Genomic DNA, 26,313 nt, shown 5'->3' with positions numbered 1-26,313 from the left:
TTGGCTGGATTTAGTTCAATCTAATTTCGAACGGAAAGTTTCTGTTATTTGTTGTTATGAATGTTAGCTAACATTTTTAACAAATGGGAATGGGTTTCAATTAGGGTGATATCTATTTGTGGGACAAAAGTGAAGTTGAAATAAGCTACAAGTTAACCCTTCCCCGGCAAAGAGAGGGTGAAGATGATTAACGACAACCTCCAATGAGGCTACCCGTTCACTTTAATCCCAAGAGGGATCCGGGAATGTGCTATCTCCGACTTTGTGCAAGGGGATAGCCGCTAACCCCGTGTTTAACTCCCGTAGAGACTCAGGGGGGCAAAATGATATCTTATATCGCTGCGTTTTAATGTTATGGAAAACCCGCACAATGTTAATGAAACTCCCTTCACGTCGCGTCGCCATTTTTGCTGCGGTGATGCTTACTGTTCTTATCACCGTCTCCTTGTTCTTCCTGCGCAGCGCGCCGGTCCCGGAGTATGTCACGGCTCCGGTGCGTAAAGGGGATATTGAAAATACCGTACTGGCTACCGGCCGAATCGATGCGATTGAGCGCGTTAACGTCGGTGCTCAGGTCTCAGGCCAGGTAAAATCGCTGAAAGTTAAGCCTGGCGATCAGGTCATTAAAGGGCAACCGATAGCTGACATTGACGATGTGCCGCAGCGTAATGATTTGCGCACCGCAGAAGCCGCACTTAACGTGGTCAAAGCCGATCTGCAAGCCAAGCAGGCGCTCTTAAAACAGGCTGAACTCCGTTACAAACGGCAGCGGCAGATGCTTAACCAAGAAGCCAGCTCACGTGAAGATTTTGAGTCCGCAGAAGCCACGCTGGCGACCACGCGTGCGGAGCTACTGTCGCTAAACGCGCGTCTGGTGCAGGCGCAGATCGAGGTGGATAAGAAAAAGGTCGACCTGAGCTATACACGTGTCGTCGCGCCGATGGACGGCATCGTTATCGCAGTAGTGACCCAGCAAGGGCAGACGGTTAACTCCAGCCAAAGTGCACCGACAATTATCAAGCTTGCACGACTGGATGTGATGACCATTAAGGCGCAGATCTCTGAGGCCGATATCACCCGTATTTTCATCGGCCAAAAAGCGCGCTTCACCATTTTCTCGGAACCTGACAAAGAGTATGACGCGATACTGCGCACCGTTGAACTGGCGCCGGAATCGGTAATGAAAGACGACACGCTTGCCAGCAGCAGTTCGGCATCAGGCTCAGGTACCTCGAATGCGTCCGTCTACTACAACGCGCTGCTGGACGTGCCCAATCCGGAAAACCGGCTGCGAATTGCCATGACTGCTCAGGTCACGCTGCTTGCCGGTGAAGGTAAAAATACGCTTCTGGTGCCCATTCAGGCGGTGCATAAAGCAGATGGCAATAAGCAGCAGGTGCAGGTTTTGACAAGTAACGGCAAGCTTGAAACCCGACAGGTAAAAACCGGAATAACCAACAGCGTGGATATTGAGATCCTTGATGGCGTGAAAGTCGGGGAAAAGGTGGTGCTGTCGCAGCCGGGTGAAAAAGCACCTGGGGAAGGGTTCGTGCTGTGAGCAATATTATTGAGCTTAACGGTATTAGCCGTACCTACCGTAATGGTGGCCAGACGCTTACCGTCCTCAAAGAGGTGAGTCTGACGATCGCGGCAGGTGAACTGGTGGCGATTATCGGCGCCTCAGGGTCGGGTAAATCGACCCTGATGAACATCATGGGTTGCCTTGATGTCCCCGACAGCGGGGATTATTACATCGGCGGGCAAAATGCTGCCCAGCTTTCACCGGATGAGCTTGCAAGAATACGCCGGGAACATATCGGCTTTATCTTCCAGCGCTATCATTTGATGCCAGACCTCAGCGCACTGGGCAATGTTGAGATCCCTGCGATTTACGCCAACAGCGGGCGTGACCAGCGTCGGCTGCGAGCCGCAGCACTGCTGGGCAGGCTCGGGCTGGAAGGGCGGGAGCATCATAAACCCGGTGAACTTTCCGGCGGTCAGCAACAGCGCGTCAGTATTGCCCGCTCGCTGATTAATGGCGGGGAGATAATTCTGGCGGACGAACCGACCGGTGCGCTGGATTCACAGTCAGGGCAGGAAGTGCTGGCCATCCTCAGCGAACTTCACCAGCGGGGTCATACCGTGGTGATAGTGACCCACGACATGAAGGTGGCGCAACATGCTCAGCGGATTATCGAACTGCGCGACGGCGAAATTATCTCAGACAGCGGCAGCCGCCTGACCGCGACGGAAAAACTGCCGCCCGCCAACAGGACCCGGCAAAGTCGTTGGCAAAGTTTTCTCGATCGTACACGTGAATCGCTGGGAATGGCGCTGAAAGCGATGAACGCACACCGTTTACGCACAACCTTAACCATGACCGGAATTATTTTCGGCATCGCTGCCGTGGTCACAGTGGTGGCGCTCGGTGAAGGGGCGAAGCAGCGGACGCTGGAGAATATTAAAGATCTGGGCACCAACGTAGTGAGCATTTATCCCGGGAGCGATTTCTTCGACGACAGCGCCGAAAGCATTCGTACGCTGGTGCCTGCAGATGCTGCAGCACTGGCGAAGCAGGGATTTATTGACAGCGTAAGCCCGGAAGTCAGTGCCTCAGACACCATTCGTTTTCGCGGAAAATCCGCAACCGCCTCAATCAATGGCGTTGGGCGAGATCACTTCCGCGTTAATGGCATCGAGATTTTGCAGGGGGCAACGTTCAGGGACGATCGTAACGCCCTGCAGGAAGTGATCATCGATGAAAATGCCCGCATAGCGTTATTTGATGAGGCGGGGTTAAAGGCGCTGGGGCAAATTGTATTCCTCGGTTCCGTTCCTGCACGCGTTGTGGGCATCGCTAAGAGCAATAACCGTAGCTATGCACCTAACCGTATTACCGTGTGGATGCCCTACAGTACGGTAATGTACCGAATGGCAGGTAAACCGGTACTGACCAGCATCAGCGTCCGGCTGAAGGACAATGTGGCTAACGAGGCCGCTGTCAGTGCTATATCTCAGCTGTTGACACAGCGTCACCGCGTAAAAGACTTCCAGCTTTATAATTTTGAACAGATAAGAAAATCCATCGAAAGTACTTCGATGACTTTCAGCATTTTGATTCTTATGGTTGCCTGCATCTCACTGATGATCGGCAGTATTGGGGTGATGAACATCATGCTGGTGTCCGTTACCGAACGTACCCATGAAATTGGCGTGCGGATGGCGGTGGGAGCGCGTCGAAGCGATATCATGCAGCAATTTATGATTGAGGCCGTCCTGGTGTGCCTGATAGGGGGGGCATTAGGCATCGCGCTGTCGTATGCCGCAGGCGCTCTTTTCACCGCACTGGCAGGCGGAATGTTTACCGCCATCTATTCCTGGCAGGCTGCTGCCGCCGCATTTGTCTGTTCAACAATCATTGGCATGATCTTCGGTTATCTCCCCGCCCGCAAGGCGGCAAGGATGGATCCGGTCGCTTCACTGGCCAGCGAGTAACCTATGAAAATATTATCCCCTTTGGCTTTATGCCTTGCCGCCACGCTCAGCGCAGGCTGCGCAAACTTACTAAAAAGCGACTATCACGCGCCTGCCGTAGAGTATCCGGCCAGCTGGTATCACGACGATGCCGACGGGGAGTCCGCACCGTTTGACTGGAACGCGTTTAATGACCCCCTGCTTGATAGCTGGTTACGCCAGGTGATGGCAAGCAATAATGACGTGGCTTTAGCCGTGTTAAGGATGTACCGGGCAAGGCTTGACGCCGAGAGAGTGGGCATTGCAAGCGATCCTGGGTTAAAAGGGACGCTGGGCATGGACAGCAGAAAACCACTTAGCGGCGCATCTGGCTGGGAAAAGGGCAGCTCCACCACTCTGAATACCAGTTATGAACTGGATCTGTGGGGCAAAATAGCCCGGCAGCGAGATGCCGCGGTTTGGGCAAGTCAGGCCACAGAAGAGGATCTGCGTGCAGCACGCCTGACCTTGCTCTCAGAGGCCAGTGACAACTACTGGCGCATTGGTTTTATTAACCAACAGATAAGCGTCCTTCAGCAGAGCATCGGTTATGCAAAAGAAACGCTACGCCTGGCGATGGCTCGCTACCACGCGGGTGGTGCTTCATCACTTGATGTGGTTGATGCCCGGCAAAGCTTGCTGACCCAGGAAAACAGACTCACCGGGCTGCAGCGTGAACGTTTGCAGGCGTTGAATCAGCAGGCGGTATTGCTGGGTACCGCGCCAGGCAGCCCCGTGGCTGAACCGATGACGTTGCCAAAAGGGGGAATGCCCGCGGTTAATGCGAACATTCCGGCGAGCGTGCTGAGACACCGACCCGATATCAGTGCTAAAGAGTGGCGGGTGCGTGAAGCTCTGGCCACCGTTGATATCAGGCGCACCGAATTCTATCCCGCTTTCAGTCTGACCGGTTCTCTGGGTACCAGCAGCAGCTCGCTGATGGCTTTCCTGCAAAATCCTGTCGGTTCCGTTGGCGCCAACCTGACACTGCCGTTTCTCGAGTGGAGGCAACAGGGCGTGGAAGTAAAAATTGCCCGCAACGACTACGAACAGCGATTACTGGAGTTTAAGCAGTCGCTTTATAAAGCGATGAGCAGTATTGAAGACGAGCTGTCCCTGCGTAACCAGTTACTGGCGCAGGAAAAAAGGCTGCATGAAGGACTTGAACTGGCAAGGGAGTCTGAGCGACTGAACGAAGTACGATATCGCCAGGGCGCTGTGCCGGTCTCATTTTGGCTTGATGCTCAGGAGAAGCGCCGCCAGGCGGAGCTATCACTGGATGAAAACCGCTTTAATCAGTTCCAAAATCTGGCGAAAATCTATCTGGAATTCGGGGGTTCGGCGACGTTCCCATAAATACGGATAACTCATTTCTTAATAGGATGGAACGGATCCCCGTGGGTATATCCATCCTAATAGAGATGACGTCAGCCTGGAGGCGTGCTTTTTAGCGAACTGCGACACCTCTGAGTGGAGTGAAAGTGCTTTTGGCAAATGCACAGATCAAATAGCTTTTCATATGGGCACGGAGTACCAGATTTCTCCTTTAACCCTTTCTCCCATCTCTTATTTCGCTTCGTCGTTGAGGGTTCTGGTCTTCCAGCAGCGGTAAATGCTCCTTATCCATTTAAACGGCAGAGCCCGGATGGGTGATTGATGCGATTCCCCTTTGTCTCGCGGGTCGCTGACGCATAGCGCCCGGCGGATATCCATTGATGCGCTTAAAAGCTCTGCTAAACGCTGCCTGTGAGGCATAACCGAGGCGAAGAGCAACGGTGTCAATTGAGATCTTATCGTGAATAATCCAGTGACTTGCGATGCGCATTCGCACCTCCCTTGCATAGCGCTGGGGAGGTATGCCGATGATTGATTTGAAGCGTTCAGCAAAAACAGAACGTGACACATGCGACTGTGCAGCGAGCTCTGCAACAGACCACTCCCGACTCGTATCGCGATGAATGGCCAGAATAGCACGGGCGAGTCGGGGATCACGTAACGCAGCGATCAGGCCAGCGGCGTTCTCGCTGCCGTTTTCGATCCATCCACGCACAATCATGGCGGCCGCCACTTCTGCGAGGCGTGCCAGAATGCCCGCAAATCCTGCGCGTCCGGAACAGATTTCAAATTTCATCGCGCCCAGTATGGGAACCAGTCCCGGATAGATCTGTTCATTTGCCTCAACCACTATGGCTTGCGGCATCAGTTTACCAAGACCCTGCATTCCACCAAGATCGAACTCCATACAGCCATAAAACAGAACCGTGCTGGGTGTCGGATGCGAACTCGGACAAGTATTGATTCCGCTGACGGCCTCGCCCAAAGGTGCAAAGCCTAACGTGTCGATATGTTGAAATGAACAGCTGACATCCGATAAAAGCTGATGCTCCTCACCCTGCGGCATAAATACCATGCTTCCGGCTTTCAGTTCGTGCAACGTCCCGTCGCGCGTACGAAGCACAGCAGTGCCCACAGCGATGTAATGAAAATAGGCATGTCCCGGTCTGTTGCTAAAACCGACGCCAAATTCAGAGCCAGTCTGTAAACGGCGATACTGCACGCCACGCAGGCGCATTTCCAGCAGCAGTTCACTGATGAGCTCGGATGACAGGGCAAAATGTTTATTCACATACATAATCGGCGTTTCGGGTAAAAAATCAGGATGTGGCATCATAGATCGTCCAGCTGCTCAACTCTAGACTTGGCATTGTGATTTTTACTCCAAGAAGAGTGTGTTATGAGAAATGAAGCAACTGAAGCTGTATCCGCGAGTTTGAAGAGGGCGGAACCCAAAGAGTCTGCATGGATGGCCGTGATATCACTGACGATGGGTGTGTTTGGCTTGCTAACTGCAGAATATCTTCCTGCCAGCCTGTTGACACCCATGGCCGCCGATCTCGGTGTGACCGAAGCTCTGGCTGGTCAGTCTGTAACGGTAACGGCGGTGGTGGCCCTGTTTGCGGGTCTGATGGTTCCCCGCCTGACGCGTAATTATGATCGCCGAAATGTTTTGCTGGGTTTTACCGTGCTGATGATTGCCTCCAACCTGCTTGTCGCACTTTCATCCAGTCTGGCTGTTCTGTTAGTCATGCGCATTTTGCTGGGCATCGCGCTGGGAGGTTTCTGGAGTATGGCTGCTGCCGTAGCGATGCGGCTGGTCCCTGCTAAAAGCGTTCCGCGTGCTCTCTCCATTATTTTTAGCGGTATTGCTGTCGGTACTGTGGTTTCGATCCCGCTGGGGAGCTATTTAGGTGGGCTTTATGGCTGGCGTAGTGCTTTTATCGCTGCAACCGCAGTCGGCGTGCTGACACTGATCTTTCAGCTGTTTACCCTTCCTGGAATGGCGCCGCGTAGAATGACGATAACGTCATCTGTCATGGATTTACTCCGCCGCCCAGGCATTGCGATGGGAATGACGGGGTGTGTAATCGCCCATACGGGTCAGTATGCGCTGTTTACCTATATTCGCCCGGCGCTTGAAAATATTGCCCAACTCGATGTGGATCGTTTGTCTTTGATACTGCTTGGATTTGGCATCGCTAATTTTATCGGTACGCTGCTGGCCGGGTGGCTGATGGAGAGAAGCCTGCGTCTTACCCTGATACTCATGCCAGCACTTGTCGGTTTCGCGGCATTAAGCATGATTTTGCTGCCACTGGAGGAAAAGGGATTAATGTTTTTCGTCGCGTTGTGGGGGATGGCATTTGGTGGCGTACCGGTTGCGTGGTCAAGCTGGGTAGCGCGTTCGGTTCCCGATCAGGCTGAAACCGCTGGCGGCATGGTAGTCGCAGCCGTTCAGTCCTCAATTGCTGCGGGTGCGGCGTTGGGAGGATTACTCTTTGGTATCAGCGGTGCAACAGGTGTTTTCATCACCGCCAGTTGCATCATGTTTTTTGCCACGCTCGTTATTGGACTAAAGGTGAGGGGCGCGCTGACCTGACCACCAGACCAGGTAGCGAGTGAAGGGTAACCTATCAATTAAGCCTGGTTATCGGGTGGTGGTCCCCACCCCTAAGCAAAGAGTGGGGGACTGTTAATGTCTGCCCCCAAGATCGCGGTCGCCTGATGTGCCGCGAATCATCCGGGTGAGTTCTTCGCAGCGGATGATCTTTCCAGATGACAACGTGAAGCGGGCAAAAACTTCAAATTCACAGTGTTCACCCTGAATTTTTGCTGCGTTGACATGATGGTGTGTAAACACCGTCTGATCCTCCGTGACAGCTGACAGAACAGAGACTTTTATTTGTGTGGTCTGTGATTTAAGCAGCGCCATATGCTGAATAAATTCGCGGTAATCGAGCCGGTGACCATCGACCACCTGCTGATAGCCCGGATCAAAGTAAAGGGCAATTTCATGCTCGCTGTGTTCAGGGCTGCAGACCACGTTTTGCAGTGCATCAATGACTGTCTGAGTTGTCTTTTTCATCGGTTCCTCCATTTTGAGAACAGTAAGAGTACGGGAAGAGCGGATGAGGGTATTATCCGTATCTGGACAAGATATACGGTTAACCGGCCAGAAGATGAAAATTGAAAGATTCGACTACGACAGTCTGCATTCGACGCCCTGGCATAAACACGCATCCGGTCAGCTGTACTGGTTGAGTCATGGCATTCTTGTCATTGAAACGACGTCAGTACAGTGGACTGTCACACCGGGATCACTGGGATGGTTTCCCGCTGATGTCAGCCACAGCGCCTGGGTTCCGGCAGGCGTGAAAGGTCAAAGCCTTTACCTTGAACCTGCTTCCTGCTCACCGTTTCCCGCTCATCCGGGTGTCTATGGGGCAGATGCCTTCGTGATGGCGATTTTGGAACGCCTGTGCCGGGAAGGTGATCTTTCATCCCCTGCGGAATATCAAAGCCATCTTCTCAAATTATTAGGCTTTGAAATTGCCGGAGCTCCTGACTTGCCGCTTCAGTTGACGTTGCCCGTCGATCGCCGGGCGCGTAATGTCGCGAATCAATTACTGAAAAACCCGGCATGCGAGCTGGACCAGACGCAGCTTGCCCAACAATGGGGGCTCAGCGTTCGCAACCTGAGTCGTTTGTTTACTCAACAAACCGGCCTCAGTTTTAGCCAGTGGAGACAGCAGGCAAAAGTTGTCACTTCATTGCAATGGGTGCTTGCCGGCTTGCCGGTCAGCGAGGTGGCGTTAAGAAGTGGTTACAGCAACGTCAGTGCTTATATCGACGTCTTCCGGCAACGTTTTGGAAAGACGCCGGGGCAGTTTCAAAATGCCCTCCTTCGCACGGAGAGTCGACAAAAGGCATCAGGCTGATTCCCTGATAACAAGCCGGTAGCCGATATCGACTATAGGTTCCTCAACCGCGATGCCTTCGATTTTATCCGCCAGCATGTCCGCCGCGCGGATGCCTGAATCCCATTTATCGACGCTGACGGTGGTAATGGCAGGGCGGTTGTGTGCAGCAAAATTCAAATCCGCAAAACCGATCACCGAGAAATCATCGGGAACACGTAAGCCATGCGCTTCAGCTTCCATAATGGCGCCCTGGGCCAGGGTGTCGGAACTGCAAATGATGGCGTCGAACCGGTGACCGCTCTCAAGCAACTGGCGCAGTGCCTGGCGTCCGACTTCCATATTAGCGGGACGTGAGACAATCACTTCTTTTATGTCGTGCTCAGGAATTGCCCGCAATACGCTTATCGCTCCGTTTTTACGTACCATCGCGCGGCGGTCTGAGGCGCAGATAAAACCAAAATGCGTAAACCCTTTAGCGGCGAAGTATTCCCCGATGGCATTACCGACTTTTTCATGCGAGAAGCCAATCAGCATATCAATCGGTGTTGGCGTGAGATCCCAAATCTCTACCACCGGAATATTGGCGTTAAGAATGATTCTTTTCAGTTCTGACGTGTGATGAATACCGGTCAGCACGATGCCATCCGGCCGGCGGGAAAGCAGCGTCGAGACAATATCGGTTTCGTCTTCCGGCTCGTAGCCGACAATACACAGCAACATGTGGTAACCGCGTGCCGCCAGCTGATCGCTGATCGCCTGAACGGTATCGACAAACATGTTGTTGTTAATTTGTGGCACCACCACGGCAATGAGTTTGGTGCGGCTGGTCGCCAGTCCACCGGCCAGCATATTCGGGATGTATCCGGTGCTGTTGACCGCTTCCATCACGCGCGCGATGGTCGCAGGGCGAACGACTTTGGGATTGTTTAAGGCGCGGCTGACTGTCATCGGAGAAAGTCCGGCAGCCTGGGCGACATCTTCGAGCGTAGCCGTACGGGAACGGCCTTTTTGGGTTTTTATTTTAGTATTCAAAACGTTGTTCACTGATGTCCGGGGATCGATACAAGAATGTTTGCGCAAACATTCTTAGTTTCTCATAACATAACCGGCTTAGGTAGGCTTAAATGTTAATTTGTTGTTGCTTCATGGGCGCCGCAATCTTATTTATCCCCGCGAATTATTTGCCCAAAACGTGAAGGGAGTCATAGGCGTTGGTCAAGGAGAGACAATTTTGGTTAGTTGAGAATTATCCCCTGCCTAAGCGATGCCGTATACTCCATTCAGGCAGAGACAATAGGTCATTTTCATCGATTGGCTTTGAAAGCATTCTTACTGGTTTACCAGGAACCGTTGTCGGAGCTGTAATTTATTCGGGATATGAGGGTTTCATCATGGAAAAGAAAGTCATTTATTTGTTTTGTTCCGCCGGAATGTCTACCTCGTTGCTGGTTTCTAAAATGAAAGTCCAGGCCGAGAAATATGAAGTACCGGTCATTATCGAAGCATTCCCAGAAACACTGGCTGCCGAAAAAGGTGCCGCCGCAGATGTGGTGTTACTCGGACCACAAATTGCCTACATGCTCGACGAAATCAAAAAAGTATTACCGGGCAAACCGGTTGAAGTGATCGATTCTGCTCTGTACGGCAAAATTGATGGGTTAGGTGTACTGAAAGCAGCGGTTGCTGCGATCAAAAAAGCAGCAGCGCAGTAATTTACCGTTTTTCCTTATTTTTAAATTGAACGTCTTTATATTGAAATTTTTAAGTCAAAGAGAACTCCAGTCAAAGAGCGAATTTCATACCCTGGCCGCCGGATGGCGGCATTAAAGGAAAATCCCAATGAGCAAAGCCATTGATTCACTTGAAAAGATACTTCTTCCTTTTGCCGTCAAAATAGGTAAACAGCCGCATATTAATGCCATCAAAAATGGTTTTATCAAATTAATGCCGCTGACCCTGGCTGGCGCCATGTTCGTTTTAATTAATAACGTATTTCTGAACTTCGGTGCCGGTTCCTTCTTTTATTCTCTGGGCGTACGTTTAGACCCATCAACCATTGAAACGCTGGCCGGTTTAAAAACGATTGGTATTAATGTCTATAACGGAACGTTAGGTATTATGTCGCTAATGGCACCGTTCTTTATCGGTATGGCATTAGCAGAAGAACGAAAAGTCGATTCGCTTTCCGCAGGCTTATTAGCTGTCGCCGCATTTATGACGGTTACCCCTTATAGCGTGGGTGAAGCTTATGCGGTCGGTGCAAATTGGTTAGGCGGCGCGAATATTATTTCAGGCATGATAATCGGTCTGGTTGTCGCCGAAATGTTCACCTTTGTTATTCGCAGAAACTGGGTGATTACGTTACCCGCGAGCGTTCCGACGTCGGTTTCCCGTTCATTCTCTGCGTTAATTCCGGGCTTTATTATTCTGTTCTTCTTCGGGGTCATTTCCTGGTTGCTGGGATTATACGGTCATAACTTCCACCAGATTATTATGGATTCTATTTCCAAACCTCTGGCGGCGATGGGCAGCGTAGTCGGCTGGGCGTATGTGATTTTCAACTCCCTGCTGTGGTTCTTCGGTGTGCATGGTTCACTGGCGCTGACCGCACTGGACAACGGCATCATGACGCCTTGGGCACTGGAAAACATTGCGTTGTATACCGAGTACGGTTCTGTCAGCGCAGCGATTGACGCGGGTAAAACCTTCCACTTCTGGGCCAAACCGATGCTGGATTCCTACATCCTGCTGGGCGGTTCCGGAGCGACGCTGGGTCTGATTATCGCCATCTTTATCGCATCACGCCGTGCAGATCACCGCCAGGTCGCGAAGCTTGCGCTGCCGTCAGGCATCTTCCAGATTAACGAACCTATCCTGTTCGGCCTGCCGATTATCATGAACCCGGTGATGTTTATTCCGTTCGTGCTGGTTCAGCCGATTCTGGCTGCGATTACGCTGGCGGCTTACAGCATGGGGATTATTCCACCGGTGACGAACCTTGCGCCATGGACCATGCCGACGGGGCTGGGTGCTTTCTTTAACAGTAACGGCAGCATCGCCGCCTTGTTAGTGGCTCTGTTCAACCTTGGTATCGCCACGCTGGTTTATATGCCTTTCGTAATCTTGTCGAACAAAGCGCAGGCGATAATCGAGGAAGAAGAAAGCGAAGAAGACATTGCCGCAGCACTGAAATTTTAATCTGAACGGACAGCGGCGGGGCAAGCTTCCTGCCGCTACCCGGTAAATCACGGAGAGATAAAAATGATGGATTTAGACAGCATTGTTGATACCGAAAGCGAACTGCAGGATTTAGAAGAAGTGGTGATGGGGCTGATTATTAACTCCGGACAGGCCCGCAGCCTGGCGTATTCAGCACTGAAAAAAGCTAAAGAAGGCGATTTTGAGCAGGCGCGTGCAGTGATGGCGCAATCGAGAATGGCGCTCAATGAAGCCCATCTGATACAGACCAAACTGATTGAAGAAGATCAGGGCGAAGGCAAAACCAAAGTCAGCCTGGTGCTGGTTCACGCGCAGGATCACCTGATGACATCCATGCTCGCCCGCGAACTGATTGCAGAACTCATTGAGCTTCATGAGAAAATAAAATAACGTAGGGAACCATAATGCAGCCACCGGTACTCAGTATGGAAATTAAGACAGCGCGCGAAAATCAACTCTTCGACGGTCAGAATTTCCACATGTTTATCTACAACAAGGTAGAAAGCATCTCCGGGTTGCATGAGCATGACTACTATGAGTTCACCATCGTCCTGACTGGCCGGTATTTTCAACACGTTAACGGCAAACGGGTACTTTTAGAACGTGGCGATTTCGTTTTCATCCCGTTAGGTTCTAACCATCAAAGTTTTTATGAATTTGGTGCCACCCGGATTTTAAATGTTGGGATCAGTAAAGCTTTTTTCGAGCAACATTATTTATCTTTATTACCTGCCAGATTTGTTGCATCGCAGGTCTATCAGATAAAAACGGAATTCCTGGCTTATATTGAGTCGGTCATTGCTTCACTGAATTTCCGCAACGGTGAATTCAATGAATTTCTGGAGATGGTGACGTTTTATATTGTTAACCGCTTACGTCATCACCGTGAATCAGAAGTGACGCCTGATATTCCAGTCTGGCTGAAAACGGCGATTGAGAAAATGCATGATAAAGCGCGCTTCGGTGATAAAGCATTATCCAATATGGTGGAGCTTTCCGGGAAGTCGCAGGAATACCTGACGCGCGCGACGCAGCGACATTATGGCAAAACGCCGATGCAGATTATAAATGAAATCCGTATTGATTTTGCCAAAAAACAGCTGGAGATCACCAACTACTCGGTCACGGATATTGCTTTTGATTCCGGTTACAGTAGCCCGAGTATGTTTATTAAAAACTTTAAAAAGCTGACTTCTTTTACGCCGAACCATTACCGGAAGAAGTTGTGCAGTATTAATTAATGTCGGTTCATTCAACAATATTTCTGTATTAATTTGCAGTGCATGATTATTGCACGGGAGTCCCTATGACTAAAAAACTGAAAGTCGTCACTATTGGTGGCGGGAGCAGCTATACCCCGGAATTACTGGAAGGCTTTATTAAACGCTACGCAGAATTACCGATCACTGAATTATGGCTGGTGGATGTCGAAGGCGGAAAAGAGAAGCAGGATATTATCTTCAATCTCTGCCAGCGTATGGTGGAACGCGCCGGTGTGCCGATTGTCATGCATAAAACGCTGAACCGCCGCGAAGCACTGGTAGACGCCGATTTCGTCACCACGCAACTGCGCGTCGGTCAGTTAAAAGCGCGTGAACTTGATGAACGTATTCCGCTGAGTCACGGCTATCTGGGGCAGGAGACCAACGGCGCAGGTGGCTTGTTTAAAGGGTTGCGTACCATTCCGGTGATTTTTGACATCATTAAAGATGTCGAAGAAATCTGCCCGGACGCCTGGGTGATCAACTTCACCAACCCGGCCGGTATGGTCACTGAAGCGGTATTCCGTCACACCAAATTCAAAAAATTCATCGGCGTGTGCAACATCCCTGTCGGCATGAAAATGTTCATTCAGGATGTACTGAAACTGACGCCGCAGGATGACTTGTCCATTGACCTCTTTGGCCTGAACCACATGGTGTTCATCAAAGATGTCATTGTGAACGGCGAATCACGTTTTGACGAACTGCTCGACGGTGTGGCTTCCGGCACACTGACCGCCGGTTCGGTGAAAAACATCTTCGACCTGCCGTTCAGCGAAGGCCTGATCCGCTCTCTGAATCTGCTGCCGTGTTCTTACCTGTTGTACTACTTCAAGCAGAAAGAGATGCTGGCGATTGAAATGGGTGAGTTCTACAAAGGCGGCGCGCGTGCCACTGTGGTGCAAAAAGTCGAGAAGCAGCTGTTCGATTTGTACAAAAATCCTGATCTGAACGTGAAGCCAAAAGAGCTGGAACTTCGCGGCGGCGCTTATTATTCCGATGCGGCGTGTGAAGTGATCAGCGCGATTTATAACGACAAGCAAACTGAACAGTACGTCAATTTCCCGCACAACGGGCATATTGATAATATTCCGGCTGACTGGGCGGTGGAAATGACCTGCACCATCGGGCGTGACGGCGCAAAACCCCATCCGCGCATCACGCACTTCGACGAAAAAGTGCTGGGGCTTATCTACACCATCAAAGGTTTTGAGATTGCTGCAAGCAATGCCGCCATCAGCGGCGAGCTGAACGATGTGCTGCTGGCGATGAACCTCAGCCCGCTGATCCATTCCGATAAAGATGCCGAAATACTGGCACGCGAAATGTTGCTGGCACATGAAAAACTGCTGCCGAATTTTGCAAAAACCATTGCCGCGTTAAAATAACCCATCGCCTTCCCGCAAGGGAAGGCTCTCCGGAAGGGGTGTTTATGGATAAATTACTGATTGTGAACGCGGACGACTTCGGGCTTTGCAAAGCACAAAATTACGGGATCATTGAGGCGTTTACTCACGGCGTGGTGCGATCTACCACGGCGATGATGAATGCGTCGGGCATCGAACACGCCGCCGTACTCAGCAAAGTCAGTCCGCAACTGAGCGTCGGGATGCATTTTGTCCTGACGTTAGGTCGTCCACTTTCGCCTATGCCAAATCTGACCCGTGAAGGCGAGCTGGGCAAATGGATCTGGAAAATGGCCGAGGCCGGAACCCTGCCGCTGGATGAAATCGCCCGTGAACTGGAATGTCAGTTCAGTCGTTTTATCGAGCTGTTTGGCAAAATGCCGACACATATCGACAGTCACCACCACGTGCATATGTTTGCGGAAATATTCCCTATAGTGGAAGCGTTCGCGAAAGAGAAGGGCGTTCCGGTGCGTATTGACCGTGACGAAGTCCGCAAGGGTGAAATTGCTCTGTGTGGCGCGAAAAGTACCGACGGTTTCGACAGCACGTTCTACGGCGATGCCATTTCAGAAGCGCTGTTTCTGCAAACGCTGGACAATGCGACGCAGCGCGGCAATCGCTCTGTTGAGATCATGACGCATCCATCGTTTATTGATAACACCATTCTGGCGAGTAAATATTGCTATCCGCGTCTGGCAGAACTGGATGTGCTGACGTCAGAAACGCTGAAGTCCGCCATTACAGAACGCGGATTCCGGCTGGGATCGTTTAAAGATTTATGACCGGAATGCCCCTGCCGCTGGCATAAATGTCAGAGGTCAGGGGCACGCCTGAGAGGCGGCTACGGGTACAGCGGGACAATATTTTTCGACAGATCACCCATCTCGTTGCCGATGTTCAGACGAGAAAGCAACAATTGGGCCTGCTCTCTAAATTCACTTATTGTCTGCAGATGTGGTTTTCTGGCTGCATAAATGACGACATTCCCACTCGGCACCCGGCAATAAAGTACCTCACCAAATACCTCCCGCAGTGCGCAAGATAATGCGCTTCCGGCTCGTGGCACCTCGTAATAATTCAGCACAAGCCAGCCCTGATCGCTCAATTTTTCCAGACACAATCTCAGAAAAGCTTCTGTACCCTGACGTGGCTCCATCGAAAAGGCTGAGTACAGATCTGAGAAAATCAGATCGTACTGATGCGTATGCTCTCTGCGCAAATAATGTTCTGCGTCTTCAATGTAATAAGAGATTTTGTCCGACCCGGGCAACGTAAACCATTCCTGCGCGACGGATAACACACCCGCTCTCAGCTCAACCACATCCATAATCCGCTGTTCATCAAGAGTATGAAGCGCGCGCAGTAATGCGCCTCCGCCAAGTCCGAGCAGAAGCGCAGTCCGCCCGGAAGTAAACGCAGTCGCCATCAACATGGCTTTGGAATAGTGATGAACAGGCAAATTAACGTCTTTTTTGAGCATTTTGCTCTGCTCGTTAATGCCTTCAAAACGCAATATCCGGTGCTCTTCTGTGTCCGCGACGATGATGTCCCCGTACTCATCTGTAACATGGCAAACAATATCGCCCTCAGGCTGAATATTGAATTTGTTTGAAAAAACATCCTTATTTGTCATATGCAGACTCATTTCTTATAAAAATTTACGAGGAGGGGGATTATGCCCGTTAATCCGACGGAATGGCTTTAACAATTTCGACCTGGTTGTTTTTCAATAACTTGTGTAAACCCGCCGCAGGAAGTTCATCCGTAAATAATGCCGTCACCTGAGAAACATTGCCGATTTCAACGGCGGCGGAAGCATGATATTTGGTATGGTCCGCAGCCAGAAGGATATGCCGTGAGTGCGCCATCATGGTTTTCGCCACGCTGGCCTCGTTGACATCAAATTCCATTAAAGCGCCATCGCTTTCTATCGCGCCGACGCTGGTGACCAGATAATCTGCGCGGAATCCCGCCACAAAAGCCGTCGCCGAAGGCCCGATAATTCCGCCGTTGTGAGGACGCAGCGTTCCGCCCGGCACCATCACCTCAAATCGCGGATTCTTATACAGAATATGGGCGACACGCAGGCAGTTTGTGATAATGCGCAGATGGTTATGATTGAGCAGGGCATGCGCCACCTGTTCAACCGTGGTACCAATGGTAATAAATACCGTCGAGCCGTCGGGAATGTAATCGGCGATCGCTTGTGCAATCGCTTTTTTCTCTTCTGTCCACGACATTTCCCGCTGCTCAAAGGCCGTATTGACTACGCTGGAGGCCCGACCCGCGCCGCCGTGATGACGCGATACCAATCCCTGTTCACTGAGCTTGCGGATATCCCGGCGTACGGTTTGCGTCGAGACATCAAGTAAGGCTGCCAGTTCTTCAATGTTCATATACCCGTTTTCACCAATCAGCCCGAGCAGCTGATCGTGGCGCGGATTCCCAGTCAGTTCAGTAAGACTCATGGGCATACCTCTAAAAATGAGCGTCTGAGTCGTATTCTATACAGAAAGTGACAAAAAAGACCGTGTCTGATCACAGTCGGGAATTCCGGCACGGCCACCTGGCTTTGTGCATTTCAGGGCGGCCACACCACTGGCAAAACGCACGGCTTCCCCACAATCCGCGCCCTGGGCCAGACTGACGGCCAGCGCGCCGTGAAAAACATCCCCCGCGCCGGTCGTGTCCACCACGCTGACGGCAAACCCGGGCTGATGATGCAGACTGCCATTTTCCAGCCACAGACAACCTTGTCCGCCTTGCGTGACATACACATGACCCTTTGTGAGCGTTTGTGCGTTAATTAACGCAGCACCGGCGTCAGTTTTTCCGGTCAGCCGCTGCAAACCAGGGGCAGAGAATGCGCTGTGATCGCTTAACGCCACCAGATCGGCGATATCCTGCGGTGTTACATCGGCATCCAGCACGGTGAGCACACCGGCCTGACGCGCCAGTGTGAACGCTTGTTTCGCGCCGTCGTGCCAGCGCACGTCCGCCAGCACCACATCCCACTGCGAAAAGTCGATGGCCTGTAGCCACGTGGCGCAAACGGGTAAATCCGGGCTGGGATAATTGATGATAATCCGCTCACCGTGTTGATCCACCAGAATGGCAGATTGCGAAGAACGCGCCTGATCAATGCGACGGACGTAGCGGGTATTTACCCCCAGGGATCCCAGCTCCGCGAGCAGCCGGTTGCCGGTATCGTCATCGCCCACGCGGCCAATAAAGTCCACCTCTGCGCCCAGTTTCGCCGCAGCCACTGCGGCAGTGGCTGCCGGACCTCCACCCACTTCATGATATTTTTCAGCGACATATTTCCCTCCTTCCGCAGGTAATTCATTCACGTAATAGATCCGGTCCATCACGGTGATCCCGACACAGGCAATGCGAATCATGGCTGTTCCTTAAGCGTGTTTTGATGAGGTTATTTTAATTAAGCGAATTGTTAAAAAAGTGATGGCTGTCAATTTTTTGACCTGAAATTACAAATACGATCAAAAAACGACAAACAAAGACAGCACTGATTATCAAAAAGTGACATGGCTGATCAGCACAAAGGAGAGACGCATGGCAAATGTGGCATTTATTGGTCTGGGGCAAATGGGCGCTCCGATGGCGGCCAACCTGATTAAACAGGAACACCGGTTAGCGGTGTTCGATCTTAATCCGCAGGCTGTGGCAGCGCTGGTGCAGCAGGGAGCAACGGGCAGCAAGAGCGCGGCAGAGGCAGCGGAGGGCGCAGAATTTGTCATCACCATGCTGCCCAACGGTGATCTGGTGCGCGATGTGTTATTTGGCCGCGACGGTATCTGCGAAACCCTTAGCCCGTCGGCGCTGGTTATCGACATGTCGACCATTCATCCGTTGCAAACTGACAAGCTGATCGCGCAGATGCACGAAAAAGGTTTCAGCCTGATGGACGTGCCGGTCGGCAGAACCTCGGATCACGCTGTAGCAGGGACTTTACTGCTGCTGGCGGGCGGTACGCAGAAACAGGTTGAGCGGGCGACGCCTGTGCTGATGGCGATGGGATCTGAACTGATTAATGCGGGCGGGCCGGGCAAAGGTATCCGCGTCAAGCTGATCAATAACTACATGAGCATCGCCCTGAATGCGCTCTCCGCCGAAGCCGCCGTGCTGTGCGAAGCGCTGGAACTCTCTTTCGAAGTGGCGTTGCAGGTCATGAGCGGAACACCTGCCGGAAAAGGTCACTTCACCACTTCATGGCCAAACAAAGTGCTGAAAGGCGATTTGTCGCCGGCCTTCATGATTGACCTCGCCCATAAAGATCTCGGTATCGCGCTGGACGTCGCCAATCAGTTGCATGTGCCGATGCCGCTCGGTGCGGCTTCCCGCGAAGTCTACAACCAGGCGCGTGCCGCCGGGCGCGGACGTCAGGACTGGACCGCCATTCTTGAGCAGGTGCGCACCAGCGCCGGTCTGACTCAGAAAACACATCCGTAACGCATTAACCAAGGAAAGTTAAATGACTCAATACAGCCTTAACGATATCACCCGTCCTTCCGGCGGTTTCGCCATGCTGGCGGTCGATCAGCGCGAAGCGATGCGCTTAATGTTCGTGGCCGCGGGTGCGAAAGCGCCGGTCGCCGATCAGGTTCTTACTGATTTTAAAGTCAATGCCGCACGGATTCTATCACCGTACGCCTCAGCGATTCTGGTCGATCAGCAGTTCTGTTACCGCCAGATTGTTGAGCAGCAGGCCATTGCAAAGAACTGCGCGATGATTGTCGCGGCAGACGAATTTATTCCGGGCAATGGCGTTCCGGTCGACAGCGTGGTGATCGACAAAAATGTGGATCCGCAACAGGTCAGGGAAAACGGCGGCAAGGCGCTGAAACTGCTGGTGCTGTGGCGCAGCGATGAAGACCCGCAACAGCGTCTTGAGAAGGTGAAAGAATTCAATCAGCGCTGCCATGCGCACGGATTGCTGAGCATTATCGAGCCGGTCGTCAGGCCGCCGCGTCGTGGCGATAAATTTGACCGCGAACAGGCGATTATTGATGCCGCGAAAGAACTCGGTGACAGCGGCGCTGACCTTTATAAAGTCGAAATGCCGCTCAGCGGGCGCGGCACGCAGGCTGAACTGCTGCGCGCCTCACAACACCTCAATGAACATATTCATATGCCGTGGGTGATCCTCTCCTCCGGCGTTGATGAAAAACTCTTCCCGCGTGCGGTCAGTGTCGCTATGACGGCGGGCGCATCCGGTTTTCTCGCAGGCCGTGCGGTCTGGTCATCTGTGGTCGGTTTACCTGATACCGAACTCATGCTCAGGGATATTTCCGCGCCGAAATTGCAGCGTCTGGGCGACATTGTGGACGAGATGATGGCGCGCCGCCGTTAACGAAAGGAGTGGAAAATGAAATGGTTTAACACGATGAGCCACCATCGCTGGCTTGAGCAGGAAACCGACCGGATTTTCGATTTTGGCAAAAATGCCGCCGTGCCCACCGGCTTCGGCTGGCTGGGCAATAACGGACAAGTGCGGACAGATATGGGCACGCATTTATGGATCACCGCCCGCATGCTGCACGTCTATTCCGTTGCCGCAGGTATGGGGCGTCCCGGCGCGTATTCGCTGGTCGATCACGGTATCCGTGCGCTCAATGGCGCGCTGGCGGATAAACAGCACGGCGGCTGGTACGCCTGCGTGAATGATGAAGGCGTAGTGGATGCTTCAAAACAGGGCTATCAGCATTTCTTTGTGCTGCTGGGCGCGGCCAGCGCCGTCACCACCGGCCATCCTGAGGCCAGAAAATTACTCGATCAGGCCATCGGCGTGATCGAAAAGTACTTCTGGAGTGAAGACGAACAGATGTGTCTCGAGTCGTGGGATGAAGCCTTCACCGAAACCGAAGCCTATCGCGGCGGTAATGCCAACATGCACGCGGTTGAAGCCTTCCTGATCGTTTACGACGTCACGCACGAGCGCAAATGGCTGGATCGCGCACTGAGAATCGCCTCGGTGATCATTCATGACGTCGCCCGTCGCGGCGAGTTTCGCGTAAATGAGCATTTTGATACGCAGTGGAAGCCGATCCGCGATTACAACAAAGACAATCCTGCGCACCGTTTTCGCGCTTATGGCGGCACGCCGGGGCACTGGATCGAATGGGGACGCCTGATGCTACACCTTCACGCCGCGCTCGAGGCTCGTTTTGAAACGCCACCGGACTGGTTGCTGGAAGATGCCAAAGGGTTGTTCCACGCCACGATCCGCGATGCCTGGGCACCGGACGGCGCAGACGGTTTTGTTTATTCCGTTGACTGGGACGGGCAGCCTATCGTGCGCGAACGCGTGCGCTGGCCCATTGTGGAGGCGATGGGTACCGCGTATGCGCTGCATTGCCTGACCGGCGAGGCGCAATACGAAAGCTGGTATCAGACCTGGTGGGAATACTGCGTGAAATACCTGATGGACTTCGAAAATGGCTCGTGGTGGCAGGAGCTGGATACCGACAACAAAGTGACCACCAAAGTCTGGGACGGTAAACAGGATATTTATCATCTTCTGCATTGCCTGGTGATCCCGCGTCTGCCGCTGGCACCGGGGCTGGCACCTGCCGTGGCCGCCGGTCTGCTGGACATCAATGCAAAATAAACATCACGGAGACCATCATGAGTACCCTACAAAATAAAAATACTCAGATTGAATTTATCGCCGGTAATAATGAATTTTCGCTGATTTATCAGCAGCGCCAGATTTTACGTCACACCGCGCAAGCGCCCTGTTTATGGATTGGCGCTGGCGAGGCGGTTATCGACATGTTCCGTGGCAATTTCAGCATTAAAGACCGCCTGAATGAAAAGGTTGCCCTGACCGATGTAAAAATTATCGCGCACCCTGCGGGATGGGACCTGCATTTCAGCCGGGGCGATACGCTCAGCGCGAGGCTTGCGATCACCACCGATGACAGCGGGCGTTTACAGCTCAACCTGCAAAACGACAACCGCGCGCACAACCGCATCTGGCTGCGTCTGGCGGCAGAACCGCAAGATCATATTTACGGCTGCGGTGAACAGTTTTCTTACTTTGATTTGCGCGGCAAACCCTTCCCGTTGTGGACCAGCGAGCAGGGCGTCGGGCGTAACAAACAAACCTATGTCACCTGGCAGGCCGACTGCAAAGAGAACGCAGGCGGCGACTATTACTGGACGTTCTTCCCGCAGCCAACCTTTGTCAGCACGCAGAAGTTTTACTGCCACGTTGAAAACAGCGGCTATATGAATTTCGATTTCAGTGCGCCGGACTATCACGAACTGGCCTTCTGGGAAGATAACGCCACACTGCGTTTTGAATGCGCCGACAGCTGTATCAGTCTGCTGGAAAAACTCACCGCCTTGTTAGGTCGCCAGCCGGAATTGCCGGACTGGGTATACGACGGCGTGACGCTGGGCGTTCAGGGCGGCACGGAAATCTGCCAGCAAAAACTCGACGTGATGCGCCAGGGCGGTGTGAAAGTCAATGGCATCTGGGCGCAGGACTGGTCAGGTATCCGCATGACCTCGTTCGGCAAACGCGTGATGTGGAACTGGAAGTGGAACCGCGAGCTGTATCCGCAACTCGACGAACGTATCGCTCAGTGGAAAGAAGAGGGCGTGCAGTTTCTTTCTTACATCAATCCGTACGTCGCCAGCGATCGTGATTTGTGCGCAGAAGCATCAGAACACGGCTATCTGACCAAAGATGCCAGCGGCGCGGATTACCACGTTGAGTTCGGTGAGTTTTACGCAGGCGTGGTCGATCTGACCCATCCCGCGGCCTATGAGTGGTTTAAAAACGTCATCAAGAAGAACCTGATTGAACTGGGCTGCGGCGGCTGGATGGCGGATTTTGGCGAATATCTGCCAACCGATACTTTTCTGCATAACGGCGTCAGCGCGGAAATCATGCATAACGCCTGGCCCGCGCTGTGGGCGAAGTGCAACTACGAAGCCTTGCAGGAAACCGGCAAACTCGGCGAGGTGCTGTTCTTTATGCGCGCCGGTTACACCGGCAGCCAGAAATACTCGACCATGATGTGGGCAGGCGATCAGAACGTTGACTGGAGCCTGGACGACGGGCTGGCCTCGGTGATCCCGGCAGCATTATCGCTGGCGATGAGCGGCCACGGTCTGCATCACAGCGATATCGGCGGTTACACCACGCTGTTCGACATGAAACGCAGCAAAGAACTGCTGCTGCGCTGGTGCGATTTCAGCGCTTTCACGCCGATGATGCGCACCCACGAAGGCAACCGTCCGGGCGACAACTGGCAGTTTGACGGCGATGCCGAAACCATCGCGCATTTCGCCCGCATGACCGGCGTGTTCACTCATCTCAAGCCTTACATCAGACAGGCCGTGAAGCATAACAGCCAGAGCGGTTTGCCGGTGATGCGGCCACTGTTCCTGCATTATGAAGACGATGCCCGTACCTACACGCTGAAATACCAGTACCTGTTTGGCCGCGATCTGCTGGTGGCACCGGTGCATGAAGAAGGGCGCAGCGAGTGGTCGCTGTATCTGCCGCAGGATACCTGGATCAACGCCTGGACAGGCGAAACTCATCATGGCGGCGATGTCACCGTGGTTGCGCCGCTGGGTAAACCACCGGTCTTTTATCGTGCAGACAGCGAGTGGTCAGCGCTGTTCGGCGAATTACGTTACCTCTGATAAGGCTCACCCGCCGGGGTTCAGGACATCGCTCCGGCAGGTGAAGGAGAATAATAATGAGTCAGACAACACCGGAAAACCCTGCGACGCTGCGCCTGCCTTTCAGGGAAAAATTGGCCTACGGCATGGGGGATTTAGGCTCCAATATCCTGCTCGATATCGGCACGCTGTATCTGCTGAAATTCTACACTGACGTACTCGGTTTGCCGGGGACTTACGGCGGCATTATCTTTTTGATCGCCAAATTCTTTACCGCGTTTACCGATATGGGCACCGGCATCATGCTGGATTCGCGCCGCAAAATCGGGCCGAAAGGTAAATTTCGCCCCTTCGTGTTATACGCTGCATTTCCGGTGACGTTGCTGGCCGTCGCCAATTTCGTCGGCACTCCACTGGAGATTACCGGTAAGACCTTGGTGGCGACGCTGCTCTTTATGCTGTACGGCTTATTCTTCAGCATGATGAATTGCTCCTATGGCGCGATGGTGCCCGCCATCACTAAAAATCCCGACGAACGCGCCTCACTCGCGGCGTGGCGACAGGGCGGTGCCACGCTGGGGCTGTTGTTGTGTACCGTCGGGTTTGTGCCGGTAATGAATCTGCTCGAAGGCAGTTCGCAGCGCGGTTATATTTTTGCCGCGACGCTGTTCTCACTGGTGGGCTTGCTGTTTATGTGGCTGTGTTATGCCGGTGTGAAAGAGCGTTATGTCGAAGCGCAGCCGCAGGATCCTGCGCAAAAGCCGGGGTTGTTGCAGTCGTTTCGCGCGATCGCCGGTAACCGTCCGCTGTTCATCCTGTGCATCGCGAACCTCTGCACGCTCGGCGCGTTCAACGTCAAACTGGCGATTCAGGTGTATTACACGCAGTACGTGCTTAACGATCCGATCCTGCTTTCCTACATGGGCTTTTTCAGCATGGGCTGCATTTTCATCGGCGTGTTCCTGATGCCCGCCGCCGTGCGCCGCTTCGGCAAGAAAAAAGTCTATATCGGCGGTCTGGCGCTGTGGATTGTCGGCGACATTCTTAACTACTTCTACGGCAGCGGATCGGTCAGTTTTGTCGCGTTCTCCTGCCTGGCGTTCTTCGGTTCGGCATTCGTCAACAGCCTGAACTGGGCGCTGGTGTCCGATACGGTGGAATACGGCGAATGGCGCACCGGCGTGCGTTCAGAAGGTACGGTCTACACCGGTTTCACCTTCTTTCGTAAAGTCTCGCAGGCGCTGGCGGGGTTCTTCCCCGGCCTGATGCTGACGCAAATCGGCTATGTGCCTAACGTGGTGCAGTCGGCGGCTACGCAGGAAGGGTTGCGCCAGCTGATCTTCATTTATCCCTGCGCGCTGGCAGCGATCACTATCGTGGCGATGGGCTGTTTTTATAACCTCAACGAGAAAATGTACGTGCGCATCGTGGCGGAAATCGAGCAGCGCAGGCAGACGGCATAAGGCATTCACTGTGTCAGCGCCCTGCGGGGCGCTGTGAGGATCGACTATGAAGGATTTACATCACCCTGATCCGCTGACCCTGCGTGAGAAGTGCGCCTATGGAATGGGCGATTTTGGCTCGAACCTGATGCTGTGCATCGGGACACTTTATCTGCTGAAGTTTTATACCGATGAGCTGGGCATGCCAGCATTTTATGGCGGCATCATCTTTCTGGTGGCGAAGTTTTTCACCGCCTTCACCGATATGCTGACCGGCGTATTGCTCGATTCCCGCCGCCATATCGGCGCGCGGGGCAAGTTCAGGCCGTTTATTCTGTATGCCTCGGTGCCGGTGGGACTGGTGGCGACTGCGCAGTTTATGGCGAATGATTTTGGCCTGCCGGTGAAAACGGCGCTCGCCACCGTACTGTTTATGCTGTTCGGCCTGTTCTACAGCCTGATGAACTGTTCGTACGGTGCGATGGTGCCCGCCATCACCAAAAATCCGCATGAAAGGGCACAACTTGCGGCCTGGCGTCAGGGCGGTGCCACGCTTGGGTTACTGCTGTGTACCGTGGGATTTATGCCGGTGCAGGCGTTATTGGGTCACTCTCCCCCGGTGGGATATTTCTCCGCTGCGCTGATTTTCGCCACCTGCGGCATCCTGTGTATGGGCTGGTGTTATCGCGGCGTCCGGGAACGTTACGTTGAACTCACGCCAGCGGGGCATAAATCCGGCATTCTGCGGTCGTTTCGCGCCATATTTCGCAATCCGCCGTTGCTGGTGTTGTGTCTGGCCAACCTCTGCACGCTGGCGGCGTTTAATATCAAACTGGCGATCCAGGTGTATTACACGCAGTACGTCCTCAATGATATTCATCTGCTGTCGTGGATGGGCTTTTTCAGTATGGGCTGTATTCTGCTCGGCGTTTTTCTGGTGCCCGGTTGCGTGAAACGTTTTGGCAAAAAGCAGGTATATCTGGGCGGATTACTGTTGTGGGCGACCGGCGATATTTTCAATTTTCTCTGGGGAAACAGCTCGTTAAGTTTTGTGCTGTTTTCCTGCATGGCGTTCTTTGGCACCGCCTTTGTTAACAGCCTGAACTGGGCGCTGGTGCCGGATACCGTGGATTACGGCGAATGGAAAACCGGCATCCGCGCTGAAGGCTCGGTGTATACCGGTTACACCTTTTCGCGCAAAATCTCTGCGGCGCTGGCGGGTTTTCTGCCAGGAATTATGCTGACGCAAATTGGTTATATTCCTAACGTGGTGCAAAGCAGTGCGACATTACTCGGCTTACGGCAGCTTATTTTTATCTGGCCCTGCGTACTGGCTGTGATGGCGGCTGTGATTATGGGCGTGTTTTATAAACTTAATGAAGAACGCTTCGCCAAAATTATTGAGGAAATCCATACCAGAAAGAAAATGAATTCGCCAGAATTGGGAACTGAAAAAATCAGTGTTTCTGTTGTTACACAACAATAACAAAATAATAACAACAAGGGTCGTCAAAGCTGGTTCCGCGATAATGGGCTAATGATCGGATAG

General features: G+C 52.7%; 23 protein-coding genes. 17 read left to right on the top strand and 6 right to left on the bottom strand.

Features of this window, described 5'->3' with window-relative positions:
- Positions 1 to 370: 370 nt before the first annotated feature.
- From etsA to etsC, 3 genes are read left to right on the top strand one after another with little or no spacing between them, the layout of a single operon-like run.
- Entirely contained in the window at positions 371 to 1,558 is a 1,188-nt protein-coding gene (gene etsA / locus CKQ54_RS24825; RefSeq protein ID WP_120163343.1) for a macrolide efflux RND transporter periplasmic adaptor subunit EtsA, read from the top strand.
- The gene (locus tag CKQ54_RS24820) at positions 1,555 to 3,495 is read left to right on the top strand and encodes a MacB family efflux pump subunit (RefSeq protein WP_120163305.1); all 1,941 of its coding nucleotides are present in this window, start codon (positions 1,555 to 1,557) and stop codon (positions 3,493 to 3,495) included. Before etsA ends, CKQ54_RS24820 begins: the two co-directional genes overlap by 4 nt.
- A 3-nt stretch (positions 3,496 to 3,498) precedes the next feature.
- The gene (gene etsC / locus CKQ54_RS24815; RefSeq protein WP_120163304.1) at positions 3,499 to 4,869 is read left to right on the top strand and encodes a macrolide efflux RND transporter outer membrane subunit EtsC; all 1,371 of its coding nucleotides are present in this window, start codon (positions 3,499 to 3,501) and stop codon (positions 4,867 to 4,869) included.
- Positions 4,870 to 5,140: 271 nt separating this feature from the next.
- Here etsC and CKQ54_RS24810 read toward each other — a convergent pair whose 3' ends face one another.
- Positions 5,141 to 6,184 carry an AraC family transcriptional regulator gene (locus CKQ54_RS24810; RefSeq protein ID WP_120163303.1) on the bottom strand — a complete coding sequence of 348 codons (1,044 nt, stop codon included), beginning with the start codon at positions 6,182 to 6,184 and terminating at the stop codon, positions 5,141 to 5,143.
- Positions 6,185 to 6,247: 63 nt separating this feature from the next.
- On the opposite strand from CKQ54_RS24810, the gene CKQ54_RS24805 reads away from it, so the two are divergent.
- A complete protein-coding gene (locus tag CKQ54_RS24805) occupies positions 6,248 to 7,450 on the top strand; it encodes an MFS transporter (RefSeq protein ID WP_120163302.1) in 1,203 nt (400 codons plus the stop codon).
- A gap of 93 nt (positions 7,451 to 7,543) precedes the next feature.
- On the opposite strand, the gene CKQ54_RS24800 is transcribed toward CKQ54_RS24805, so the two are convergent.
- Positions 7,544 to 7,936 carry a nuclear transport factor 2 family protein gene (locus tag CKQ54_RS24800; protein ID WP_113876520.1) on the bottom strand — a complete coding sequence of 131 codons (393 nt, stop codon included), beginning with the start codon at positions 7,934 to 7,936 and terminating at the stop codon, positions 7,544 to 7,546.
- A gap of 94 nt (positions 7,937 to 8,030) precedes the next feature.
- Here CKQ54_RS24800 and CKQ54_RS24795 point away from each other — a divergent pair, with 94 nt between their 5' ends.
- Entirely contained in the window at positions 8,031 to 8,789 is a 759-nt protein-coding gene (locus tag CKQ54_RS24795; protein ID WP_120163342.1) for an AraC family transcriptional regulator, read from the top strand.
- On the opposite strand, the gene CKQ54_RS24790 is transcribed toward CKQ54_RS24795, so the two are convergent.
- The gene (locus CKQ54_RS24790; protein ID WP_120163301.1) at positions 8,781 to 9,815 is read right to left on the bottom strand and encodes a LacI family DNA-binding transcriptional regulator; all 1,035 of its coding nucleotides are present in this window, start codon (positions 9,813 to 9,815) and stop codon (positions 8,781 to 8,783) included. The two genes, CKQ54_RS24795 and CKQ54_RS24790, sit on opposite strands and share 9 nt — an antisense overlap.
- Before the next feature lie 344 nt (positions 9,816 to 10,159).
- Here CKQ54_RS24790 and CKQ54_RS24785 point away from each other — a divergent pair, with 344 nt between their 5' ends.
- The 6 genes from CKQ54_RS24785 (at position 10,160) to chbG (ending at position 15,443) form a co-directional block, all read left to right on the top strand.
- Entirely contained in the window at positions 10,160 to 10,483 is a 324-nt protein-coding gene (locus CKQ54_RS24785; protein ID WP_279630537.1) for a PTS sugar transporter subunit IIB, read from the top strand.
- 127 nt (positions 10,484 to 10,610) lie between these two features.
- A complete protein-coding gene (chbC, locus tag CKQ54_RS24780) occupies positions 10,611 to 11,969 on the top strand; it encodes a PTS N,N'-diacetylchitobiose transporter subunit IIC (RefSeq protein ID WP_112289611.1) in 1,359 nt (452 codons plus the stop codon).
- A gap of 63 nt (positions 11,970 to 12,032) precedes the next feature.
- Positions 12,033 to 12,380: a PTS N,N'-diacetylchitobiose transporter subunit IIA gene (gene chbA, locus CKQ54_RS24775; protein ID WP_113876517.1), complete on the top strand. Its 348-nt coding sequence runs from the start codon at positions 12,033 to 12,035 to the stop codon at positions 12,378 to 12,380.
- Positions 12,381 to 12,394: 14 nt separating this feature from the next.
- The gene (gene chbR / locus CKQ54_RS24770) at positions 12,395 to 13,231 is read left to right on the top strand and encodes a transcriptional regulator ChbR (protein ID WP_147412497.1); all 837 of its coding nucleotides are present in this window, start codon (positions 12,395 to 12,397) and stop codon (positions 13,229 to 13,231) included.
- Between the two features lie 65 nt (positions 13,232 to 13,296).
- Positions 13,297 to 14,640, top strand: a complete 1,344-nt coding sequence (locus tag CKQ54_RS24765; RefSeq protein WP_120163298.1) for a 6-phospho-beta-glucosidase — start codon at positions 13,297 to 13,299, stop codon at positions 14,638 to 14,640.
- Between the two features lie 44 nt (positions 14,641 to 14,684).
- Positions 14,685 to 15,443, top strand: a complete 759-nt coding sequence (gene chbG, locus CKQ54_RS24760; RefSeq protein WP_120163297.1) for a chitin disaccharide deacetylase — start codon at positions 14,685 to 14,687, stop codon at positions 15,441 to 15,443.
- Between the two features lie 59 nt (positions 15,444 to 15,502).
- Here chbG and CKQ54_RS24755 read toward each other — a convergent pair whose 3' ends face one another.
- The 3 genes from CKQ54_RS24755 to CKQ54_RS24745 are packed head-to-tail and all read right to left on the bottom strand — an operon-like array spanning position 15,503 to position 18,062.
- Positions 15,503 to 16,294 (bottom strand): spermidine synthase, encoded by a 792-nt coding sequence (locus tag CKQ54_RS24755; RefSeq protein WP_120163296.1) that lies wholly within the window; start codon positions 16,292 to 16,294, stop codon positions 15,503 to 15,505.
- Positions 16,295 to 16,343: 49 nt separating this feature from the next.
- Positions 16,344 to 17,129, bottom strand: a complete 786-nt coding sequence (locus CKQ54_RS24750) for a DeoR/GlpR family DNA-binding transcription regulator (protein ID WP_120163295.1) — start codon at positions 17,127 to 17,129, stop codon at positions 16,344 to 16,346.
- 36 nt (positions 17,130 to 17,165) lie between these two features.
- Positions 17,166 to 18,062, bottom strand: a complete 897-nt coding sequence (locus tag CKQ54_RS24745; RefSeq protein ID WP_120163294.1) for a sugar kinase — start codon at positions 18,060 to 18,062, stop codon at positions 17,166 to 17,168.
- A gap of 172 nt (positions 18,063 to 18,234) precedes the next feature.
- Between CKQ54_RS24745 and yihU the strand changes: the two genes are divergently transcribed.
- From yihU to CKQ54_RS24715, 6 genes are read left to right on the top strand one after another with little or no spacing between them, the layout of a single operon-like run.
- The gene (gene yihU / locus CKQ54_RS24740; RefSeq protein ID WP_120163293.1) at positions 18,235 to 19,131 is read left to right on the top strand and encodes a sulfolactaldehyde 3-reductase; all 897 of its coding nucleotides are present in this window, start codon (positions 18,235 to 18,237) and stop codon (positions 19,129 to 19,131) included.
- Positions 19,132 to 19,153: 22 nt separating this feature from the next.
- The gene (gene yihT / locus CKQ54_RS24735; protein WP_120163292.1) at positions 19,154 to 20,032 is read left to right on the top strand and encodes a sulfofructosephosphate aldolase; all 879 of its coding nucleotides are present in this window, start codon (positions 19,154 to 19,156) and stop codon (positions 20,030 to 20,032) included.
- Positions 20,033 to 20,047: 15 nt separating this feature from the next.
- Entirely contained in the window at positions 20,048 to 21,289 is a 1,242-nt protein-coding gene (gene yihS / locus CKQ54_RS24730) for a sulfoquinovose isomerase (protein WP_120163291.1), read from the top strand.
- Between the two features lie 17 nt (positions 21,290 to 21,306).
- Positions 21,307 to 23,343, top strand: a complete 2,037-nt coding sequence (locus CKQ54_RS24725) for an alpha-glucosidase (RefSeq protein WP_120163290.1) — start codon at positions 21,307 to 21,309, stop codon at positions 23,341 to 23,343.
- A gap of 56 nt (positions 23,344 to 23,399) precedes the next feature.
- Entirely contained in the window at positions 23,400 to 24,785 is a 1,386-nt protein-coding gene (locus tag CKQ54_RS24720; RefSeq protein ID WP_120163289.1) for an MFS transporter, read from the top strand.
- 46 nt (positions 24,786 to 24,831) lie between these two features.
- A complete protein-coding gene (locus CKQ54_RS24715; protein ID WP_120163288.1) occupies positions 24,832 to 26,250 on the top strand; it encodes an MFS transporter in 1,419 nt (472 codons plus the stop codon).
- The last annotated feature ends 63 nt before the right edge of the window (positions 26,251 to 26,313 follow it).

The organism is Rahnella variigena (genome assembly GCF_003610915.1).
Classification (GTDB): domain Bacteria; phylum Pseudomonadota; class Gammaproteobacteria; order Enterobacterales; family Enterobacteriaceae; genus Rahnella; species Rahnella variigena.
The sequence above is the reverse complement of the archived record's forward strand: the minus strand, read 5'-3'. Positions and strand labels throughout refer to the sequence as shown.

Coding starts and splice junctions, on each gene's coding strand:
- CKQ54_RS24725 (WP_120163290.1), top strand. CDS start 21,307: ATGAGTACCCTACAAAATAAAAATACTCAGATTGAATTTATCGCCGGT.
- yihT (WP_120163292.1), top strand. CDS start 19,154: ATGACTCAATACAGCCTTAACGATATCACCCGTCCTTCCGGCGGTTTC.
- CKQ54_RS24805 (WP_120163302.1), top strand. CDS start 6,248: ATGAGAAATGAAGCAACTGAAGCTGTATCCGCGAGTTTGAAGAGGGCG.
- CKQ54_RS24755 (WP_120163296.1), bottom strand. CDS start 16,294: ATGACAAATAAGGATGTTTTTTCAAACAAATTCAATATTCAGCCTGAG.
- etsC (WP_120163304.1), top strand. CDS start 3,499: ATGAAAATATTATCCCCTTTGGCTTTATGCCTTGCCGCCACGCTCAGC.
- chbC (WP_112289611.1), top strand. CDS start 10,611: ATGAGCAAAGCCATTGATTCACTTGAAAAGATACTTCTTCCTTTTGCC.
- CKQ54_RS24800 (WP_113876520.1), bottom strand. CDS start 7,936: ATGAAAAAGACAACTCAGACAGTCATTGATGCACTGCAAAACGTGGTC.
- CKQ54_RS24745 (WP_120163294.1), bottom strand. CDS start 18,062: ATGATTCGCATTGCCTGTGTCGGGATCACCGTGATGGACCGGATCTAT.
- chbR (WP_147412497.1), top strand. CDS start 12,395: ATGCAGCCACCGGTACTCAGTATGGAAATTAAGACAGCGCGCGAAAAT.
- etsA (WP_120163343.1), top strand. CDS start 371: ATGTTAATGAAACTCCCTTCACGTCGCGTCGCCATTTTTGCTGCGGTG.
- CKQ54_RS24750 (WP_120163295.1), bottom strand. CDS start 17,129: ATGAGTCTTACTGAACTGACTGGGAATCCGCGCCACGATCAGCTGCTC.
- CKQ54_RS24765 (WP_120163298.1), top strand. CDS start 13,297: ATGACTAAAAAACTGAAAGTCGTCACTATTGGTGGCGGGAGCAGCTAT.
- CKQ54_RS24715 (WP_120163288.1), top strand. CDS start 24,832: ATGAAGGATTTACATCACCCTGATCCGCTGACCCTGCGTGAGAAGTGC.
- chbA (WP_113876517.1), top strand. CDS start 12,033: ATGATGGATTTAGACAGCATTGTTGATACCGAAAGCGAACTGCAGGAT.
- yihS (WP_120163291.1), top strand. CDS start 20,048: ATGAAATGGTTTAACACGATGAGCCACCATCGCTGGCTTGAGCAGGAA.
- CKQ54_RS24720 (WP_120163289.1), top strand. CDS start 23,400: ATGAGTCAGACAACACCGGAAAACCCTGCGACGCTGCGCCTGCCTTTC.
- CKQ54_RS24795 (WP_120163342.1), top strand. CDS start 8,031: ATGAAAATTGAAAGATTCGACTACGACAGTCTGCATTCGACGCCCTGG.
- chbG (WP_120163297.1), top strand. CDS start 14,685: ATGGATAAATTACTGATTGTGAACGCGGACGACTTCGGGCTTTGCAAA.
- yihU (WP_120163293.1), top strand. CDS start 18,235: ATGGCAAATGTGGCATTTATTGGTCTGGGGCAAATGGGCGCTCCGATG.
- CKQ54_RS24810 (WP_120163303.1), bottom strand. CDS start 6,184: ATGATGCCACATCCTGATTTTTTACCCGAAACGCCGATTATGTATGTG.